Genomic DNA, 18,843 nt, shown 5'->3' on the forward strand with positions numbered 1-18,843 from the left:
AAGGGAAATAATAGAAATGATAGTAATATATTGAGTTATACATTTAACAATTTATTAATTTAAAAGGAGGTGAATCTGGTTTATAGATGGACATGACGCTCTCTTTATAAGTCATTTTCATACTATACAAACCAGAAATCAAATGGAAATTAAAAAAGTTACCGTTTTAGGCGCAGGTACAATGGGACATGGTATTGCTCAACTTTGTGCAGAAGCTGGGCTAGGTGTAAATATGTTTGATATATCAAGTGAAAACTTAAAGAAAGGCTTTGACAGTATAAAAAAGAGTCTTGACTTACTTATGTCTAATGAAAAAATAACTAAAGCACAATATGAAGATATAATATCAAAAGTTAGTTTATCAACTTCCTTAGAAGAAGCTGTAAAAGATGTTCAGTTAGTAGTAGAATGTGTTGCAGAAAAAATATCTATAAAGCAACAAGTTTTTGGACAACTTGATTCATTATGTCCACCAGAAGTTATACTTGCTACTAATACTTCTGGCTTAAGCCCAACAGCTATATCTGAAAATCTTCAACATCCTGAAAGAGTAGTTGTAGCTCATTTCTGGTGTCCAGCAGAATTAATTCCATTAGTTGAAGTAGTTCCTGGTGAAAAAACTTCTTCTCAAACAATGGAAGTAACTACTGAATGGATTAAACAAATAGGAAAACAACCAGTAAAAATGAATAAGGAATGTCTTGGCTTCATAGGAAATCGTCTTCAACTTGCTCTTTTAAGAGAGGCTATATATATAGTTGAACAAGGATGGGCAGATCCTGAAGAAGTAGACAAAGCTGTAGAATTCGGCTTAGGTCGTCGTCTTCCTGTTACTGGTCCATTAAGAAGTGCAGACCTTGGTGGTCTTGATATATTCTATAATATATCTTCTTACCTTTTCAAAAATCTATGTAACTCAACTGAAGCTTCTCAGTATCTAAAAGAAAGAGTTGAAGCTGGAAAATGTGGTACTAAAACTGGTGAAGGAAACTATAAATGGTCTCAAGAAGCAATTGACGATATAACAAAGAAAAGAACAGACCTTTTATTATACTTCCTTGAAAAAGACAAAGAAAATAAATAAGCAGATTTGCTTTCTATACAGAAAAATCCTAATGAAAAGCTTACTTTTCATTAGGATTTTTCTGCATATTACCATAACATCAATTCATTAGCCTCTTTTCTCAATTCTCCTCTAAAATCAGGGTGAGCAATTCCAATTAAATTATTAACTCTCTCTCTAATAGTACATCCTGTTAATCTAGCTGTACCATATTCAGTTACTATATAATCCACATCATTTCTTGATAATGATACGCCAGCTCCTAACATTAATGTCGGAACAATCTTACTTATAACTTCACCAGTTTTCTTATTTTTAGTTGTAGAATATAATGCTATTATTGATTTTCCACCTACACTGTTTTGTGAACCTATTGCAGTGTCTGCCTGTCCTCCTGTTCCACTAAACTGCTTTGTTCCAAGGGACTCCGAACAACATTGTCCAGTTAGATCTACTTCAAGAGTTGTATTTATGGATACCATTTTATAATTTCTTCCCACTATATTAGGGTCATTTACATATGATCCTCTTAAAACTTCAACTCCTGGATTCTGATCTACGAAATCATATAGCTTTTGTGATCCCATTATCATGGTAGTTATTGATTTACCCTTATGCAGAGTTTTCTTTCTATTAGTTATAACTCCAGCTTCGATAAGATTTAGCATACCATCATTAAATAATTCAGTATGAACTCCTAAATCCTTCTTATTTCCAAGAGCACTTGCAACTGCATTTGGAATTCCACCTATACCTAATTGAATGGTTGAACCATCTTTAATAAGTTCAGCAATATAATTACCAATAGTTACATCCTTTTCACTTGAAGGTGCATATGGAAATACAGGTACTTTTCTATTAGTTTCATATACATAGTCAACTTCACTAATGTGTATATTTGTATCTCCACAAGTTCTTGGATAGTTGTCTGAAACTTCAAGTATTACAATATCTGCAGCTTCTAAAAATTCTCTTTCATAAGTTACCGATAATGATAAATTGAAGTAACCATGCTTATCCATTGGTGCTGAAGTTGCTATAAATATATTAGGTTTTTTATAAGATAGTCTATCTCTTGCTGATATATGAAGATGATTAGGGATATATGAACAAGTACCATGTGAATGAGCCTTCCTCATCATTGGAGTATAAAACCATCCACAATTTGTGAAATGCCCTTTCATGTCAGGCTGTGAAAAAAACTTATAGTTTGACATATTTAAGCATGTAAGAATATTTACATTTTCTACTCTGTCAGCTACTTCATGCAGCCTCGACATAAAATCTATAGGTTCAATTACCGCAAGTCCAACACATATATCTGTATTTGACTTAACCATACTAAGAGCATCATCTAAAGTAATATGCTTTTTTTTATATTCTTCATAATAATTCATTCTATTTCCTCCATTTATTCAATAACTTTTCCCCATCTGATTACATTAGCAGACCATGAATATCCTATTCCTGCAGCTATTAAACATACTATTGTACCTTCTTGTAGTTTTCCTGATTTTTGAGCTAGTTCCAAAGATAATATTTGATCAATTTGACCTACATGACCATAATTATCTAAATAAATTGATTGTTCTTCTGAAAGATTAAGTAATGATAACATATATTTATGCATTGAATATTTAAAATGTAGTACTCCAAGATATCCAATATTTCTTCTTGTCAATCCTGATTTTTCTAAAGCTCTATCTATACAGTGAATCCAGTTAGGCATTGAAATCTCATTCAATGCATCTTTCATATGTTTCGCATTCATAACTCTTAATGATTTATAAGCCTCCTGCAAATTTTCTTCAGTTATAGGATTAATAGTTCCACCTATTTCAACTCCAGCATCTCTTGCCAAAGAACCATCAGACATTATATGAGTTCCTAACACTTCATTTTTACCATAGTTTTTCTTAAGAATCACTGCTCCACCGCCAGCACCTAAGTTATACATCATTGACATAGCTTTATCTGTATAATCTACAAAATCTCCATTTCTGTATCCTCCAACTATCATACAAGTGTTTATTTCCTTATCCTGAAGCATCATATCTTTAGCAATTTTTATAGCAGCAACTGTTGTACAGCATCTTTGCTGAACATCTATAGCCCAAGCATTTTTAGCACCTATTTTTTCTTGAATATAAATTCCTGAAGTAGTTAACGGATACTCTTTCCATTCCTCACCAATACATAAAATTAAATCTATATCCATAGGATCTATCCCTGTGTTCTTTAAACAGGCACGTCCTGCGGCAACTCCCATTTCTTGAGTACCATCTTCTAGGCGATTACTTGCAATATATTTTTTCTTAAATCCTAATTTTTTAATTACTGCTTCTTCAGACCACACTCCTTTTGTAGCTTTCGAAACATCCTTAGCAGTCATAATAGTCTCTGGCAAATAAATACCTGTTCCAACTATACCTACATGTTCTCTCATGCTGACACCTCCTGAATTACATTTACTAATTATTACCAAAGCAAATATCATGCCATATTTTTCCTATATGAAACACCAATAAAAATAGGGAATAAGTTAATTTTCTTAACCTATTCCCTGTACGTATTTGAAACACTGTATATAATTATTACAGTCCATATTCTTCAATTTTCCTATATAATGAAGTCCTAGTTATACTAAGCTTTTTTGCAACTTCACTTTTATTATGATTACATTCTTTTAACGTATTCATTATAATTTCCTTTTCTACAGAATCTAAAATTTCTTTTAAACCAGATGCATTAGATGTCTTGTTAGCTATATTAACATTAAGTGTTGATTTTTTTATCATATATGGAGGTAGATCATTGATACTTACATTAACCTCTTCAGCATTAACACAAGCCTTTTCAACAATATTTTTTAGTTCTCTCACGTTTCCATGCCAATCATAGTTATAAAATATATTAATAACACTTTGTGGTATACATCTATATATACCTGTTTGTTTATAAAAGTTAGCTAAAAACTTTTCTACTAATTTGGGAATATCATCTTTTCTTTCTCTAAGCCCTGGAACTTCTAAAGTTAAAACATTTAATCTATAATATAAATCCTCCCTGAACTCACCTTTTTCAACCATTTCTTCTATATTTTTGTGCGTTGCACAAATAACTCTTACATTCAGTTTTACTTGTGTTCTGGAACCTATTGGCTGAACCTCTCTTTCTTGGAGCACTCTTAATAGCTTAGCCTGCATGTGCATAGGCATTTCTCCTATTTCATCTAGAAAAATTGTGCCTCCATTTGCTAATTGAAACTTTCCAATATTTCCACCTTTTTTTGCACCTGTAAAAGCCCCATCTTCATATCCAAATAATTCAGCTTCTATTAAATTTTCTGGAATTGCTGAACAGTTAATACTAACAAAAGGTTCATCTCTTCTATTACTTGCATTGTGTATAGAATGAGCAAACAGTTCTTTTCCTACACCACTCTCTCCAGTAATAAGAACATTCAGATTAACTTTCGCAATTTTCTTAACTTTATTCTTACAATCAGTTATAGTTTTAGAAATACCAATTATGGAACTTAGATTATATTTAGCACAATTCAATTTTGCAATAGTATTTTTATACATTCTCAATTCCCTATCTAAAACATTACACTTGTCCATAACCTCTTGAAGCTTTGATATATCTTCAAAGAGAACCATTCCAAAACCGCCTGTAACTTTCCCATCGTCATCCAATATAGGAATTCTGTGAACTATAGCCTCTTTTCCATTTCTAAATTTATGCTTCCATGCTATTTCAGCCTGCTTTCCCCTAAGTGTTTCTATAAATCTTGTATTTGAATCAACATCTGATACTACTTTGCCTAACATCTCTTCCTTGGATTTTTCTAAAAAATCAGCAAAAGCATCATTTATGTATATTAATCTGCCGTCTTTATCTAAAACATCAATAGGAATTGGTAGTTTGCCAAACACATCTTGACAAAAATCATAAAATTCTTTACAACAAAAAAAATGTGCCAAACCCTTCATCTCCCCTACTCGTTTTGAAATCATTATAACAAACATTTGTATAATTTACAAAATTATCAAATTATAATATTTTTTCTATATATTTATATATATTTATAAATATTATTTTTTATTAAAAAAATAGCTGTTGATAAAATTCAACAGCTAAAATCTAATTTATATTATGCTTCCATTGCAGCTTCAACACCTGTGTCAATCTTTTCTTCTTGAGTAGCATAAGATACTAGTATAAATACGATGGCTGAAATAGTCATCCATAGTGCTCCATTGTATATGCCCAAAGGTTTTATGAGTTTTACATACCATGCTGCACCTAATGTCTTTGAAACTTCAAAAATAACATTTCCAACAAGTCCAATTAATATAGACCAGAAAGCTCCCTTGCTTGTAGCTCTCTTCCAATTTAGTCCAATACCAAAGGCTGGTGCTAAGGCTGCTGCAAAAGTTCCCCAACCAAATGCTCCAAGTACTGCAACTCCTTTTGAGCCAACAGTAAATGAAATTATAATAGTCAATATTGAAAGAATTATAACAGATATTCTTCCATAATTAAGCTCCTGCTTGGAAGTAAGCTTTATACCACGAGCAGCTGGGATATCCTTAACAATGCAAGCTGATACAATATTAATAAATGAATCTGCTGTAGACATTACGGCTGAAGCTATACCTGCATAAACCATACCAGCTATTAGCTTTGGAGCATAGTAATTTAAATATACTACAACGGTATTATCAGAACTTTTAGCTAAAAGTTCCATAGCCTCTTTAGGCAATTGTCCTGTAGTAGCAAAGTATTTAACCACAAGACCAATCATAATCCAGAATAATCCACCAAGCATTCCTGGAATTGCAGCTACTGAAGGACCCCATCTTAATTTATTTATGTCCTTAAGCATATAGAATTTATGAACAATATGTGGTTGACCAACAATACCTATTGATAAACAGAAAAACCACGCCATACATGCTGCAGGTGTAAGTGCACCCCATGGACCTGTCATTTTAGCACCAAGTCCTCCCTTGGCTAATGAATCTGCCCCAGCTAAAGCTTGAGACATGTTTACAGTTCCTCCTCCGTCTTTTAATGCAAAGATTACTATTAAAATTGAAGCAACAGCCATCATTGAACCTTGAAATACATCTGTGTAAACTCCTGCAAGCATTCCACCTGCTACTGAATAAATTATTACTATAATCATTCCAACTACTACTGCTGTTTTAAAGCTAATATTAAATATAGGCCCTATAACAAATCCTAAAGCACTTATTTGAGTTGCTAAGTACAATAGTAAGCCAACCATTGTAGCTATTGCAGTAAGTAGTCTTGTATTATTTGACTTATATCTAGCATAAATTGCATCTGCTGCTGTTACGCATTCACTTGTTTCAGTCAAAAGTCTCATTCTTTTACCCATTATAATCCAGCACATTGCAAAAGAGATAGATGTTGGAAATGTAAGCCATAATGATCCCATACCTACTTTATAAAATAGTCCTGGCCCTCCAACAAAAACGAAACCCGATATTGCAGCTGAAAATGAAGCCATAGCTATAGAAATAATTCCTAAGCTTCTACCTGCTGCATAAAAATCTGTAGAGTCCTTTGTCCTTTTCATAGCATAAAAACCAATTAATATAACAACTACCATATATAAAGCAATTATTACTCTAATAGTTCCCATAAAACAATCCTCCTTTTTTTTAATAATTAAATGTTAATTATTAAGCATTAAGATTTTTACCTGACTTTTCAGCTAAAACTTCTGATTCAGTTTTGATATGACATCCTGACTTTTTATTAAATTCTTCTATATCCTCATCACTTAGAAAGTCTTTTTTAAATCTAATTCCAAACAATATAGTTCCCACAAATAATGGCAATAACCATACAATGTATATCATAATTGCAGTAGGTTTTGTCCATCCACCTATAAAATTGTAAAGCTTTGAAGTGTCAAAAGACATCATTGCAAAGAATCCACCCATCCAAATAACAAGTAATGAAATTAGTCCATACTTTAATATTCCTCTAACTTTTCCCTTTTTTAATGCCCCAAGCCACATCCAACTGAAACATACTATTGGAAATCCTATTGCAAACAACTTATCATTTTTTGTAAATTGAGATATTAGTAAAATAATAGCACCTACAAGAATGGCCTTTACCCATGAATCATTTGATTTCATTTCATTAACCTCCTTTTATTTGATTTAAATATTAATTGCCCTATATAACACCCCCTGTAAATTTTTGATACATTGTTAAGAATTGATACAGTATAAATCTATAATATCTGTATCAAATTATTACAAAATAATTACTGCTGCAGCTTTCTAATAAAGTATAATCCTTGGCATAGCCTATACTTTGTTAATATTTATGTGCAAGATTAATTCTTTGTACATTTATATATAAGCATGAATTGTGCCAAAATATTTATATTTCATTCTGAATTTTATTTCATAGTTTTGAATATGAATAGATGTAGCAATTTTTAAGGGTGAAATAATAATTGAAAGGTTTGTTAATCTATTTTAGTGGAACTGGTAACAGTAAATTTATCGCAAAACGCATAAAAAACGAATTTATAAAACAAGGTCATGAAGTAACACTGTATTCAATAGAAGAAAACTTAACTATAGATTGGGAATCATACGATTTTTTAATTTTGGGCAGTCCTAAATACTATGAACATACTCCACTATTTTTCATAAATTGGATTGAAAATAATGTTCCAAAGCTACCTTCTCCCATTAATGTCATAATTTTTTGTACTGCTTCTGCTCCTGTTGCTACAAGCTTTAAATACCTTCAAAAGATCTTAGAAAAAAAGAATTGTTATGTTGTAACCACTAAAACTTTTCAAATGCCAAATAATTATTCAATAGGTATGTTTAGTACTACTTCAGAAGAAAAATATGAAATTTATTCAAAATGGAGTGGTGAAAAAGCCGCTTTAATGATAGAAAACTTTCTATATGCGGTTTACAGTATAGAAAAGATTAATGGCTTTATAGGCTTTTTATGCAAAAATGTAAGCTCATTCTTCTGTAATTCAGCTAAACATAAAAGCAAAAATTTCTCAGTAAACTCTGACTGTATCAAATGTAAACAATGTATCAAAAATTGTCCAAATGATAATATAGAAATTAAAAATGATAAGATTGTTTTTAAAAACAACTGTATTTTTTGTACCAGGTGTATAAATTCTTGTCCTAAAAATGCCATCTTATATAAAAATAAAAAGCCTAAGCAATATACTTATAACTTAAATGAATTAGAGGAAAACAAAAGATAAGCTATTGAATTTTCAATAGCTTATCTTTTGTTTAGATATTTAAAATTTTTTCAACCTGAAGTTTCATTTCATCTTTTCTTGAAACAGTTTTATGAATAATCTCTCTTTTATCTATGTCCTTTATAGCTTTAGGTTCTTCAGTATCTATAAGCTTACTCATTTCTTTTACTAATTCAAAATCATCTGATTTACTATATTTCTGATCTATAGACCCCATAACTGCATAAGTAAATTTATATGGACTTGCTGTTGATACAATAACTGTCTTATTAGTATCTTTAGATGCTTCTTTATATTTCTTGTTAGCACTATATGCTACAGCAGTATGAGTATCTATAAGATAGTCAAATTCTTTAAACACTTCATTTACAGCCTGTTTTGTTTCTTCTTCTGATGCAAAGTTTCCATAAAAATCTTTAAGAGCTTTTTTCATATTTTCATCTATTTCGTAACTACCTTTATTCTTTAAATCTTCCATAAACTCTATCACTTTTGCCGAATCTTCATTACTCAATAAATATAATAGTCTTTCTAAATTACTAGAAATTAAAATATCCATAGATGGAGATATTGTTGTATAAAACTCTCTATTTTTATCATATATTCCCCTATCCATAAATTCATATAAAACCTTATTATCATTAGATGCACATATAAGCTTATCTATAGGTAGACCCATTTGTTTTGCATAATATGCTGCAAGTATATTTCCAAAATTTCCTGTCGGAACAGAAAAATTTATCTTTTCTCCCTCTTTAATTTCACCATTTTTATATAAATTTAAGTATGCATAAAAATAGTATACTATTTGAGGTACAAGCCTTCCTATATTTATAGAATTAGCAGAAGAAAACATATAGTTATTGTTTTCTAAGACTCTTAAAAATTCCTTATCCGTAAAGATTTCCTTAACTCCGCTTTGTGCATCATCAAAGTTACCTTCAATTCCAACAACATACGTATTAATTCCCTGGTGAGTAATCATCTGCATTTTTTGAATCTCACTAACTCCTTTTTGTGGGAAAAATACAATAATTTTAATTCCTTCAATGTTTGTAAATCCTTCTAATGCAGCCTTACCAGTATCACCTGATGTAGCTGTAAGTATAACAATCTCTTTATCTAACTTCTGTTTCTTTGCAGAAGTTGTTAATAAATATGGTAATATAGATAAAGCCATATCCTTAAAAGCAAGGGTCGGTCCATGATATAACTCTAAGAAAAATGTATCTCCTACTTTTTTCATTGGAGCTATTTCCTTTGTATCAAATTTATCATCATATGCCTTTTCTATACATTCTTTTAGCTCTTCCTCAGTAAAATCAGTAAAAAATTTACTCATTACAAAGTAAGCAAGCTCCTTATAACCCATCTCTGATAAAACACTTAGTTCTTCATCGATTTTAGGTATCTTACATGGAACAAAAAGACCTCCATCCTCTGCAATTCCTTTTAAAATTGCTTTTGATGCCTCTATTGTGTCTTGGCTTCCTCTTGTACTTTTATAATAAATTTTCTCCATGGCGTTCACTTCCTCTTCTACTATTATTTAATTCCGTTTTCAACTCTTATAACATTCTCGATTTTTTGAACGCTGGATAATTGCTCTATTGCTGATATAGACTTATTAATGTTACCTTCTAATGTTTTATGTGTAACAAATACTATAGTAACAAACTCTTGTCCTTTACTCTTTTGAATAACTGATAAAACACTTACATTATTATTACCTAAAATAGCTGATATTTCACCTAATACACCTGGTACATCTTTTACTGTAGCTCTTATATAATATTGAGATTCTGTGTTTTCCATATTATTAATTTGTTTTGCAGAAAGCTCAATTTTATTTACTTCATTTTTAATTTCCATATTATCTTTTAAAATTGAAATAATATCTCCAACTACCGCACTTCCTGTTGGAAGGTCACCTGCTCCTCTACCATACAGCATCAAATCTCCAACTGCATTACCTTTAAGTAATACTGCATTAAAAGAATCATTAACATTGGCTAAAGGATGTCTTGTAGAAATCATAGTTGGATGAACTCTTAATTCTAATACATTGTCAATCTCTTTTACAATTGCCAAAAGCTTAATTACATATCCAAATTCTTTTGCATATTCAATATCAATAGATTTTATATTGCTAATTCCTTCTCTATATATTAAATCACTATCAACCTTTGTTCCAAAGGCTAATGAAGTTAATATTCCAAGCTTATAAACAGCATCATAACCTTCAACATCTGAAGTAGGGTCTGCTTCAGCATATCCCATTTCTTGTGCTTCTTTTAAAGCAGTTTCAAAATCCATATTCTCTAAATACATTTTTGTCAAAATGTAATTTGTTGTTCCATTTATAATTCCAACTATTTCTTTAATCTTATTAGCTGTCAAACTTTCATTTATTGTATCAATTATAGGAATTCCCCCTGCAACACTTGCTTCATACTTTAGCATTACTCCTTCTTCTTTAGCAGTTCCTATTAATTCGTCACCCAAAGTAGCAATAGCAAGTTTATTTGCAGTTACAACATGTTTTTTAGCCTTCATAGCTCTTATCATGTAGTCTTTTGCTGGATCAGTTCCTCCCATAACCTCTACTACAATTTTAATACTTTCATCATCAAGAATCTCCTCTGGACTTGCAGTTATAACTCCTTCTGGTACGTTCACATCTCTTTTCTTATTAACATCTCTAACTAAGATTTTAGCTATCTCTATATCATAGCCTGCCCTATTTCTAATTTCTTCTTTGTTAGTGTTTAAGATTTTACAAACCCCTGTACCTACATTTCCAAGTCCAAGTAAAGCAATTTTAACTTTTTTCATAGAATAGTCCCCCTTTTGAATGTTCTACACTATTTTGCCCCAAAGTGTAGTAAATTTATCCTTTTAAAATTTAAAATTACTCTTATTATACTTTTTATTATGAAAATAATAAAGAGTTTTCAGGCAATTTTCTATAAATTTGGAATTTTGAAAACGTATAACATATCATATATAGAATTATTAGTATCATAATATCAATAATTAATTCATATAAACTTAAAGAAAGGAAGTGTATTAAATGAAGAACAACTACAAAAATATTGCCATTGCAATTATTCTTGTCGTTTTAGGTACTGCAATAGGATATATGTATTCAGAAAAAAGAAATAAGCTACCTACACCAAGTACCGATTGTCAAAAAAATGTTCCTACTAACAAATCAGTAAATAATAATATTGATATATCAAATATAACACCATTTTCATCTGATATAGTTATTTACAACTCTCATGCTGGTGAAAATTATCCATCTGGTCTAAAGGTAACTGATGTTGGTGTTTTAATCAATAATAAACTTGTTAAAGAAGGATTAAAGAGCCGTTTTATAAAGTGTAATCCACCTACGGAATATGCAAAAGCATATAAGATTACACATGATTTAATAACAAAAAATGTAAAAAACTATTCCGATACAATTCTTTTAGACATACATCGAGACACAACCGAAAATCCTAAGTCAGATACAAAAAAAATACAACTTATACTTGCTAAAGGCAATCCACATTATAAAGAAAACAAGAAATTTGCTGACCTTTTATTGGCAGAGTTAAGAAAGTCTACTGAAGTTAAATCAGATATATTTGAATTCAACGGGGAAGTACTATCATATTTCAATCAAGATTTGTCTAACAATTCTATGCTTATTGAAATTGGAAATGATATGTCCAGTGACAGTGATATTGAGGAATGTATAAACGTACTTGTTTCAGCATTAAAAAATAATATTTAAGATAAACACATATAAAATTGGCTTACCACTTACGATTAAGTGGTAAGCCATTAATTCATCATAATACATCCCACTTTGTCTTTATATAAAGTATAATTGTACTAATCAGTGTTATCACACATACTATATGGAAAATCTCTAAAAGTGAATGACTAAACTTATCTTTAAACATACTTAACTTTCGGATATTCAAAACTATCATAAGTATTCCTAAAATAATATAGAACCTTTTATTTGCAACAATATATCTATTTATATTCTTTATTTTATTTCTTTCTTTACTATCCAAATATTTTTCTTTATAAATTAGTCCAATAATTACTAAAATAATGCCAAGACTAGTATTAACTACTATAGAGTTTCCTTTTAAAAAAAAGGTCTTAATTAGTAGCATAATAACAAAAATAATATTTCCTATTTTAAACCAATTCAAATTGCTCGCTCCCCTTATTTCATATATTAAATAGTTATAGTACACTTCGTTTGTGTTCTAAACCAACATGCATCGTTAAAAGTTAAGTTATAGACGAATCTATTTTTAACATTCTCCAATATCTTCAACTACATATAAACCTAAAAAATTTTTTTCCACATAAAAGTGCCTCATTTCGTTTCCTGTTCCTATATCAATAAAAGCTGGATTAACAGAATAATTTGCTCCCATATAGTCAGCTTTTTTAATATTATTTGTTAATGCCTGTTTAAAGCAACCAAGCCATACTCCATGTAACCTTAAAGCTCCTTCTGGTGTTAATCTCATTCCAATATTTATCACTACTACTAATAGTATAGTCGTTAATACGATCTTCTTTTTTCTTTTAATTTTTCTTACTTTCAGCCCCATATTTTCAGCCCCCTTTATATGATGATTTAATCTTTTTACATAAACCCCACTATACAAATTATAAAACCTATAAGTACAATAAAAACCCCAATACCATTTTATATCCAATTATACCATATTAATACTTATATTGATTAAAACATCATATGACCTATAAACTTCACTAAAGTATATTTTTACAAATTAAAAAACTCTCATATCAGCAAGCTATGCATTGATAATAAAGTTAATATTATCTTTTTGTTATTGTAGAATTATATAGATTTTTATAAGAAAAAAACATGAAATTTAAACTATAATTGAAAATTTATACTTTAAATGATATAATATGTATATTGTTGTACTCAGGGCGGGGTGTAATTCCCCACCGGCGGTGATTTTGCTATTGCAAATAAGCCCGCGAGCACTTGTTCTAATGAGCAAGGTTAGCTGACTTGGTGTAAATCCAAGGCCGACGGTAATAGTCCGGATGGGAGAGTCGAAATGAATCTTTTACTTAGATAATAGATATTTTATCTATTTTTATCTAGTTATTTTTTGATGCACTTCTTTCTCTCGTCATAAGTCCTGATAAAAATTATATTTTTAGAAAGGAGTTTTATGATGAAACAATCATTATTATCCCAATTTGGTGAACCTATTGAACGTGTTGAAACAGCACTAGAAAATCTTAAACAAGGAAAAGGGGTACTTCTCGTTGATGATGAAGACCGCGAAAATGAAGGTGATCTTATTTTTCCAGCTGAAACTATTACAGAATCTCAAATGGCAATGTTAATTAGAGAGTGTAGTGGTATTGTATGTCTTTGTCTCACACATGAAAAGATAAGTCAATTAGATTTACCTCAAATGGTAACTAATAACACATGTAAATATGAAACAGCATTTACTGTATCAATTGAAGCACGTGAAGGAGTAACAACTGGAGTGTCTGCTGCTGATCGTGTTACTACAATTCGTACTGCTGTAAAAGAAGGATGTAAACCTGAGGACATTTGTCGTCCTGGTCACGTTTTTCCTCTTTGTGCGCGTCCAAATGGTGTTTTAACTAGACGCGGTCATACAGAAGGAACAGTTGATTTAATGCGCCTTGCAGGATATACACCATCAGGAATTCTTTGCGAATTGACCAATCCTGATGGAACTATGGCTAGATTACCTGAAATTATTACTTTTGCTAATAAGCACGGTATGACTGTGGTTACCATTGAGGATATTGCTAAGTATAGAACACAATTACTTGATAACGCATTATAATCTAAAAGCTAAAGTTACATTAACATATAGAAATAAATAGTTATAAATGTTTTAGTAATGTAAAACTTAAATCATAAAATGAGACAACCTAAATATAGAATTTATCTATATTTAGGTTGTTTTTTATTTTTCAACATTAATAGAGAATACCCTTCTTAACTAAGTCAGTGTCTGATGTTAAGAGGATTAAAGTGCCTTGGTATATTTATAAAGCACATTGTACACTCCATCATTATCATTGCTTTCTGCAATAAAATTAGCATTTTTCTTTACATCTTCAGGAGCATTTTCCATGGCATAACTATGATGTGCTACTTTAAACATAGATAAATCATTGTAATAATCTCCAAAAACCATTGTATTTTGGGGGTTTATTTTAAATTTTTCTTGAAGTATTTCTACAGCATTTCCTTTAGTTGTACCTTTGTTCATTATATCTATCCAATTATGTCCTGATACAACAAGCTCAAGGTTATCATTTAAATTTTTCTTTAAATACTCTAATATATCTGGATTTACACCATTAGCTACATAATAAGTCATCTTATATATTGGATTTTTTATTTCATTAAAAGAGTTTAATATCACTACTGGTACTTCATAAAAATTAAACTTATTCATCATATCTTCTGATGGATTTATTATATATGCTTCATTTGCTCCTGCTAAAAAGAATTGTTCATTTAATTGAGAATTCAAATTTATTACATCCTCTATGTTTTCTTTAGCAATACTACTTGAATAAAGAGTTTTTCCGTTATTATTATACTTAATAAGTGCTCCATTATGAGCAATGAATATCATATCTGTTTTAACTTTTTTGAAATTATTATTGAGTTGGGAATAAAATCTTCCACTAGCAGCTACAAATTTTATGTTTATGTCATTAAGAATATGTATTAAATCAAATATTTTTTCATTTATACTGCCTTTATCATTTACTAAAGTACCATCCATATCAGTTGCTATAAGTTTTATCATCAGTAATTTCTCCTTTTACTATATTTTATATAAAAATTTAAAAATATTTTCATGTATCTATTATACCTTACTTTTTGTATCTACCAATTTATACTATAATGGTTCTAGGAAGTTAGTAACTAACTTTACAAATATATTCAGACCAATAATATACTAGAATGTATCCTAGGGGGGATTTATCATGAATAAAAAAATTACTACAATGTATTTTAGTGCAACAGATACAACTAAGAAAATAGTATCTGGAATAGCAAAAAAACTTTCAGAAAATATTGATACGAAAATAACTATAAATAATGTTAATTTTACATTACCAGAAGTTAGAAAAGAACCAGTATCTTTTACAGAAGAAGATATTGTCATTGTAGGAGTTCCAGTCTATGCAGGAAGAGTTCCTAATATATTACTAAAATATTTAAATTCTATTATAGGTAATGGTGCATTAGCAATTCCTGTAGTTGTTTATGGAAACAGAAATTATGATGATGCTTTAATAGAATTAAAAGATCTTCTTCAATTAAACGGTTTCAAAGTTATTGCTGGGGGAGCATTTATAGGAGAACACTCATTTTCTAAAACTCTTGCTCAAAACAGACCTGATGAAAAAGATATGGCTATAATAAGTGATTTTGCCAATCAAATATATACAAAAATAACATCTCAAGATAAAATTCAAACTGTAGTTGTAAATGGAAATAAACCTTATAGAAAATATTATATGCCTAAAGATAAAGATGGTAACCCTGTAGATATTAGAAAGGTTACTCCAAAAACAAATAGTAATTGTATTGATTGTAAACTTTGTGTAGAAGTCTGTCCTATGGGTTCCATTGATTCTAAAGATGTATCTAAATTAAATGGAATTTGTATTAAATGTGGTGCTTGTATTAAAAAATGTCCTACTCATGCAAAATATTATGATGATAAAGGTTATTTAAGACATAAGAATGAATTAGAAATTGGTTTTACATATAGAAGAGAACCAGAATTATTTATTTAAAGAAAATGACAAAAATAAAAAACCTGAAGATAAACTTCAGGTTTTTATTAGTCTAATAAAATTAGATTATTGTAATGTTTTCAGCTTGAGGACCTTTAGCTCCTTCAACAACGTCAAAAGATACTTTTTGTCCTTCTTCTAAAGTTTTGAATCCATCTTTGTTGATTTGTGAAAAATGAGCGAATACGTCATTTCCTTCATCTGTAGTAATAAATCCAAATCCTTTGTCTCCGTTAAACCATTTTACTGTTCCAGTCATATGTTCTTACCTCCGAAATTTTTATTCCTTTAATTCTTTGTAAAAATAAATCATGAATAAAAATTTCGAAATTTATATATTTAAGTTATCCTTAATTAATACAATTTCAAAAATATTCATCTAATAAATCATTTACTTCTGAATCAAGGTACTATATAAGTATACACCATATAAAAAATAGTTCAAGTGTTTTTTTCATTATTATTATAATATATTATTAATTATTTTTAATATAATAATATTTACTGAACAAACTAACATAGATAGATGCAATTTCCATTATAGAACACTATATAGTTGATATCTATTTTTATTATATTCAAAGTATGATATACTTAGCTGATTTATGTGAATAATGAAAATAAATCCAAAATATATTTTAAAATTGAAAGGTGAATTATAAATGATAAAGTTTAAAGAACTAGGGCTTAGCGACGATATACTAAGCACTCTTAAATTTCAAGGCATCAATGAACCAACCCCAATTCAAGAACAAAGTATCATGTTCGTAAAGGATGGTAATGATGTTATAGCTGAGGCACAAACTGGTACTGGAAAAACACTTGCATTTTTACTACCAATGTTTGAGAATATATCTCCTGATATTGATACAATTCAAGGTTTAATAGTAACACCTACAAGAGAACTTGCCATTCAAATAACTCAAGAAGCTATGAAGTTAAAAGAAGCTAAAGACTTAAACATCTTAGCTGCATACGGTGGTAAAGATATAGGTGCACAACTAAAAAAACTTAAAGGTAATATTCATTTAGTTATTGCAACTCCTGGAAGACTTTTAGACCACCTTGATAGGAAATCAATTAATCTTGACCATTTAAAAACATTAGTATTGGATGAGGCTGACCAAATGCTTCTTATGGGATTTAAAAATGAAGTTGAATCCATTATAAAGCATACACCTAAAAAACGTCAGACTCTTTGTTTTTCAGCAACAATGAATTCTCAAGTTAAAAAATTAGCCTATAAGAATATGTGTGATCCAAAACTAGTAATCATAGAAAAAGAAGAAGTAACTCTTAAAAATATAGAACAAGTTCTAATAGAAACAACGGATAGAAGAAAACAAGACGCCTTATGTACAATTTTAGATGAAGAAAATCCATTTATGGCTATTATATTTTGCAGAACTCAAAGAAGAGTTGATAATCTTGAGGTAGCTCTTTATCAAAAGGGTTATAATTGTCAAAAGCTGCATGGTGGATTAAGTCAATCAAAGCGTGAAAGAGTAATGAAAGCCTTTAAAAAGACAGACATTCAGTATTTGATAGCTACTGAGGTAGCAGCCAGAGGACTAGATATAGCTGGAGTTACCCATGTATTTAACTATGATATCCCTGAAAATGCTGAAAGTTACATACATCGTATAGGTAGAACTGGAAGAGCTGGAGAAAAAGGCTATACTTTTCTGTTCGCAGCTCCAAAGGATAAGAAAATTTTAGATGCTATAGAAACGGAAATCAAATTACATATTCCTAGAAGAACTTTGTAGATTAGAAAGATGATAACAAATAGTCAACTAATCTTCTAAAAGAAAGTATACCTAAATAATCTACTGTATCTAAAAAGAATAGCATTGGAAACCTATGCTATTCTTTTTTTCATTGATTTATGTCATCATATTTTGCTATTATGTCTTAACTACTTCTTTCACTTTTACATCGTGATTTAAGAATGTTGTGAATTAATTATTATGCTAATAATATGTATTTAAAGAATAAATTGCTATATTTAGTCATAAGGCAAGATTGTTGTTATCGGAATCTCATTTCCATCTTGGTCATAGATTTTTATCGTCATATTGCTATCTGTAATGGGAATTGCAATAGCAAATGGCTTACCTGGCTCTACCGTATAAACTTTCCCTTTTTTGTGGCTGTCTTCAGACACACATTCTATTCTCGCCACATTTACCTTATTAATCGAAATGAGAGCTATAGAATTACCATAATCAAAGGCTTGAATACCCTCTAAAATATCGCTGGTACTGCCGCCTGAACGAAAAAAGTATCCAAATGAAAGACCCTCTCTGTTTAAATAAATGGAGTACGTGAAATCATTTAAATGTTCGTCATAAAACAGCAATACTCCAAGGTTATCGGTCACAGATTTGGACACCTGCCACCTATCATTTATTTTTTGGGATTTACGAGCGTCACGTTCAAGATTATCTCTACTCACTCCTATGGTAGATAAATTAAAACAAGTGAAAATCACAAGTAGCAATAAACATATAGCAGAAATAATATAAGATTTTTTCATATCTTCACCCCCACAAATTATATAAATAATCTTTATGCCATAATATCTTAATATTATTATTTACTTCGTAATATCTTTAAG

The 18,843-nt window shown here is 29.9% G+C and carries 18 protein-coding genes and 1 riboswitch; of the genes, 6 read left to right on the forward strand and 12 right to left on the reverse strand.

Annotation, left to right across the window (positions count from 1 at the left end; translation table 11 throughout):
- Nucleotides 1-142 precede the first annotated feature (142 nt).
- On the forward strand, nucleotides 143-1,084 hold the full coding sequence (locus OXH55_RS16105; protein ID WP_268051073.1) for a 3-hydroxyacyl-CoA dehydrogenase family protein: 942 nt from the start codon (nucleotides 143-145) through the stop codon (nucleotides 1,082-1,084).
- 68 nt (nucleotides 1,085-1,152) lie between these two features.
- Here the strand turns inward: OXH55_RS16105 and OXH55_RS16110 are convergent, their stop codons facing one another.
- From OXH55_RS16110 to OXH55_RS16130, 5 genes are all read right to left on the reverse strand, one after another.
- Complete coding sequence (locus OXH55_RS16110) at nucleotides 1,153-2,460, reverse strand: acetyl-CoA hydrolase/transferase family protein (RefSeq protein WP_268051074.1); 1,308 nt, start codon at nucleotides 2,458-2,460, stop codon at nucleotides 1,153-1,155.
- 14 nt (nucleotides 2,461-2,474) lie between these two features.
- On the reverse strand, nucleotides 2,475-3,509 hold the full coding sequence (locus OXH55_RS16115) for a 3-oxoacyl-ACP synthase (protein WP_268051075.1): 1,035 nt from the start codon (nucleotides 3,507-3,509) through the stop codon (nucleotides 2,475-2,477).
- Nucleotides 3,510-3,657: 148 nt separating this feature from the next.
- A complete protein-coding gene (locus OXH55_RS16120) occupies nucleotides 3,658-5,049 on the reverse strand; it encodes a sigma-54 interaction domain-containing protein (protein WP_268051076.1) in 1,392 nt (463 codons plus the stop codon).
- A 170-nt stretch (nucleotides 5,050-5,219) separates the two neighbouring features.
- Nucleotides 5,220-6,740, reverse strand: coding sequence for a sodium:solute symporter family transporter (locus tag OXH55_RS16125; protein ID WP_268051077.1), 1,521 nt, complete (start codon nucleotides 6,738-6,740; stop codon nucleotides 5,220-5,222).
- A gap of 40 nt (nucleotides 6,741-6,780) precedes the next feature.
- Nucleotides 6,781-7,245, reverse strand: a complete 465-nt coding sequence (locus OXH55_RS16130) for a hypothetical protein (RefSeq protein ID WP_268051078.1) — start codon at nucleotides 7,243-7,245, stop codon at nucleotides 6,781-6,783.
- Nucleotides 7,246-7,571: 326 nt separating this feature from the next.
- On the opposite strand from OXH55_RS16130, the gene OXH55_RS16135 reads away from it, so the two are divergent.
- Nucleotides 7,572-8,357, forward strand: a complete 786-nt coding sequence (locus tag OXH55_RS16135; protein ID WP_268051079.1) for an EFR1 family ferrodoxin — start codon at nucleotides 7,572-7,574, stop codon at nucleotides 8,355-8,357.
- Between the two features lie 31 nt (nucleotides 8,358-8,388).
- Here the strand turns inward: OXH55_RS16135 and thrC are convergent, their stop codons facing one another.
- Together thrC and OXH55_RS16145 are read right to left on the reverse strand one after the other, a co-directional pair.
- Nucleotides 8,389-9,879 (reverse strand): threonine synthase, encoded by a 1,491-nt coding sequence (gene thrC / locus OXH55_RS16140; protein ID WP_268051080.1) that lies wholly within the window; start codon nucleotides 9,877-9,879, stop codon nucleotides 8,389-8,391.
- A gap of 23 nt (nucleotides 9,880-9,902) precedes the next feature.
- Nucleotides 9,903-11,192 (reverse strand): homoserine dehydrogenase, encoded by a 1,290-nt coding sequence (locus tag OXH55_RS16145; RefSeq protein ID WP_268051081.1) that lies wholly within the window; start codon nucleotides 11,190-11,192, stop codon nucleotides 9,903-9,905.
- 238 nt (nucleotides 11,193-11,430) lie between these two features.
- Here OXH55_RS16145 and OXH55_RS16150 point away from each other — a divergent pair, with 238 nt between their 5' ends.
- The gene (locus OXH55_RS16150; RefSeq protein WP_268051082.1) at nucleotides 11,431-12,141 is read left to right on the forward strand and encodes a stage II sporulation protein P; all 711 of its coding nucleotides are present in this window, start codon (nucleotides 11,431-11,433) and stop codon (nucleotides 12,139-12,141) included.
- Nucleotides 12,142-12,199: 58 nt separating this feature from the next.
- Here OXH55_RS16150 and OXH55_RS16155 read toward each other — a convergent pair whose 3' ends face one another.
- Together OXH55_RS16155 and OXH55_RS16160 are read right to left on the reverse strand one after the other, a co-directional pair.
- Complete coding sequence (locus OXH55_RS16155) at nucleotides 12,200-12,574, reverse strand: hypothetical protein (protein ID WP_268051084.1); 375 nt, start codon at nucleotides 12,572-12,574, stop codon at nucleotides 12,200-12,202.
- A 105-nt stretch (nucleotides 12,575-12,679) separates the two neighbouring features.
- Entirely contained in the window at nucleotides 12,680-12,985 is a 306-nt protein-coding gene (locus OXH55_RS16160) for a hypothetical protein (RefSeq protein WP_268051085.1), read from the reverse strand.
- 336 nt (nucleotides 12,986-13,321) lie between these two features.
- Nucleotides 13,322-13,470: riboswitch (FMN riboswitch) on the forward strand.
- A gap of 118 nt (nucleotides 13,471-13,588) precedes the next feature.
- On the opposite strand from OXH55_RS16160, the gene ribB reads away from it, so the two are divergent.
- Nucleotides 13,589-14,242 (forward strand): 3,4-dihydroxy-2-butanone-4-phosphate synthase, encoded by a 654-nt coding sequence (ribB, locus tag OXH55_RS16165; RefSeq protein WP_268051087.1) that lies wholly within the window; start codon nucleotides 13,589-13,591, stop codon nucleotides 14,240-14,242.
- 186 nt (nucleotides 14,243-14,428) lie between these two features.
- Here ribB and OXH55_RS16170 read toward each other — a convergent pair whose 3' ends face one another.
- Nucleotides 14,429-15,223: an HAD family hydrolase gene (locus OXH55_RS16170; protein ID WP_268051088.1), complete on the reverse strand. Its 795-nt coding sequence runs from the start codon at nucleotides 15,221-15,223 to the stop codon at nucleotides 14,429-14,431.
- 181 nt (nucleotides 15,224-15,404) lie between these two features.
- Here OXH55_RS16170 and OXH55_RS16175 point away from each other — a divergent pair, with 181 nt between their 5' ends.
- On the forward strand, nucleotides 15,405-16,223 hold the full coding sequence (locus tag OXH55_RS16175; RefSeq protein WP_268051089.1) for an EFR1 family ferrodoxin: 819 nt from the start codon (nucleotides 15,405-15,407) through the stop codon (nucleotides 16,221-16,223).
- Nucleotides 16,224-16,284: 61 nt separating this feature from the next.
- Here the strand turns inward: OXH55_RS16175 and OXH55_RS16180 are convergent, their stop codons facing one another.
- The gene (locus OXH55_RS16180) at nucleotides 16,285-16,482 is read right to left on the reverse strand and encodes a cold shock domain-containing protein (RefSeq protein WP_268051090.1); all 198 of its coding nucleotides are present in this window, start codon (nucleotides 16,480-16,482) and stop codon (nucleotides 16,285-16,287) included.
- A gap of 403 nt (nucleotides 16,483-16,885) precedes the next feature.
- Between OXH55_RS16180 and OXH55_RS16185 the strand changes: the two genes are divergently transcribed.
- A complete protein-coding gene (locus OXH55_RS16185) occupies nucleotides 16,886-17,992 on the forward strand; it encodes a DEAD/DEAH box helicase (RefSeq protein ID WP_268051091.1) in 1,107 nt (368 codons plus the stop codon).
- A gap of 239 nt (nucleotides 17,993-18,231) precedes the next feature.
- Here the strand turns inward: OXH55_RS16185 and OXH55_RS16190 are convergent, their stop codons facing one another.
- Nucleotides 18,232-18,762, reverse strand: coding sequence for a hypothetical protein (locus tag OXH55_RS16190; protein ID WP_268051092.1), 531 nt, complete (start codon nucleotides 18,760-18,762; stop codon nucleotides 18,232-18,234).
- Nucleotides 18,763-18,843 lie beyond the last annotated feature (81 nt).

Source organism: Clostridium ganghwense (assembly GCF_026735165.1).
Taxonomy (GTDB): domain Bacteria; phylum Bacillota; class Clostridia; order Clostridiales; family Clostridiaceae; genus Clostridium_H; species Clostridium_H ganghwense.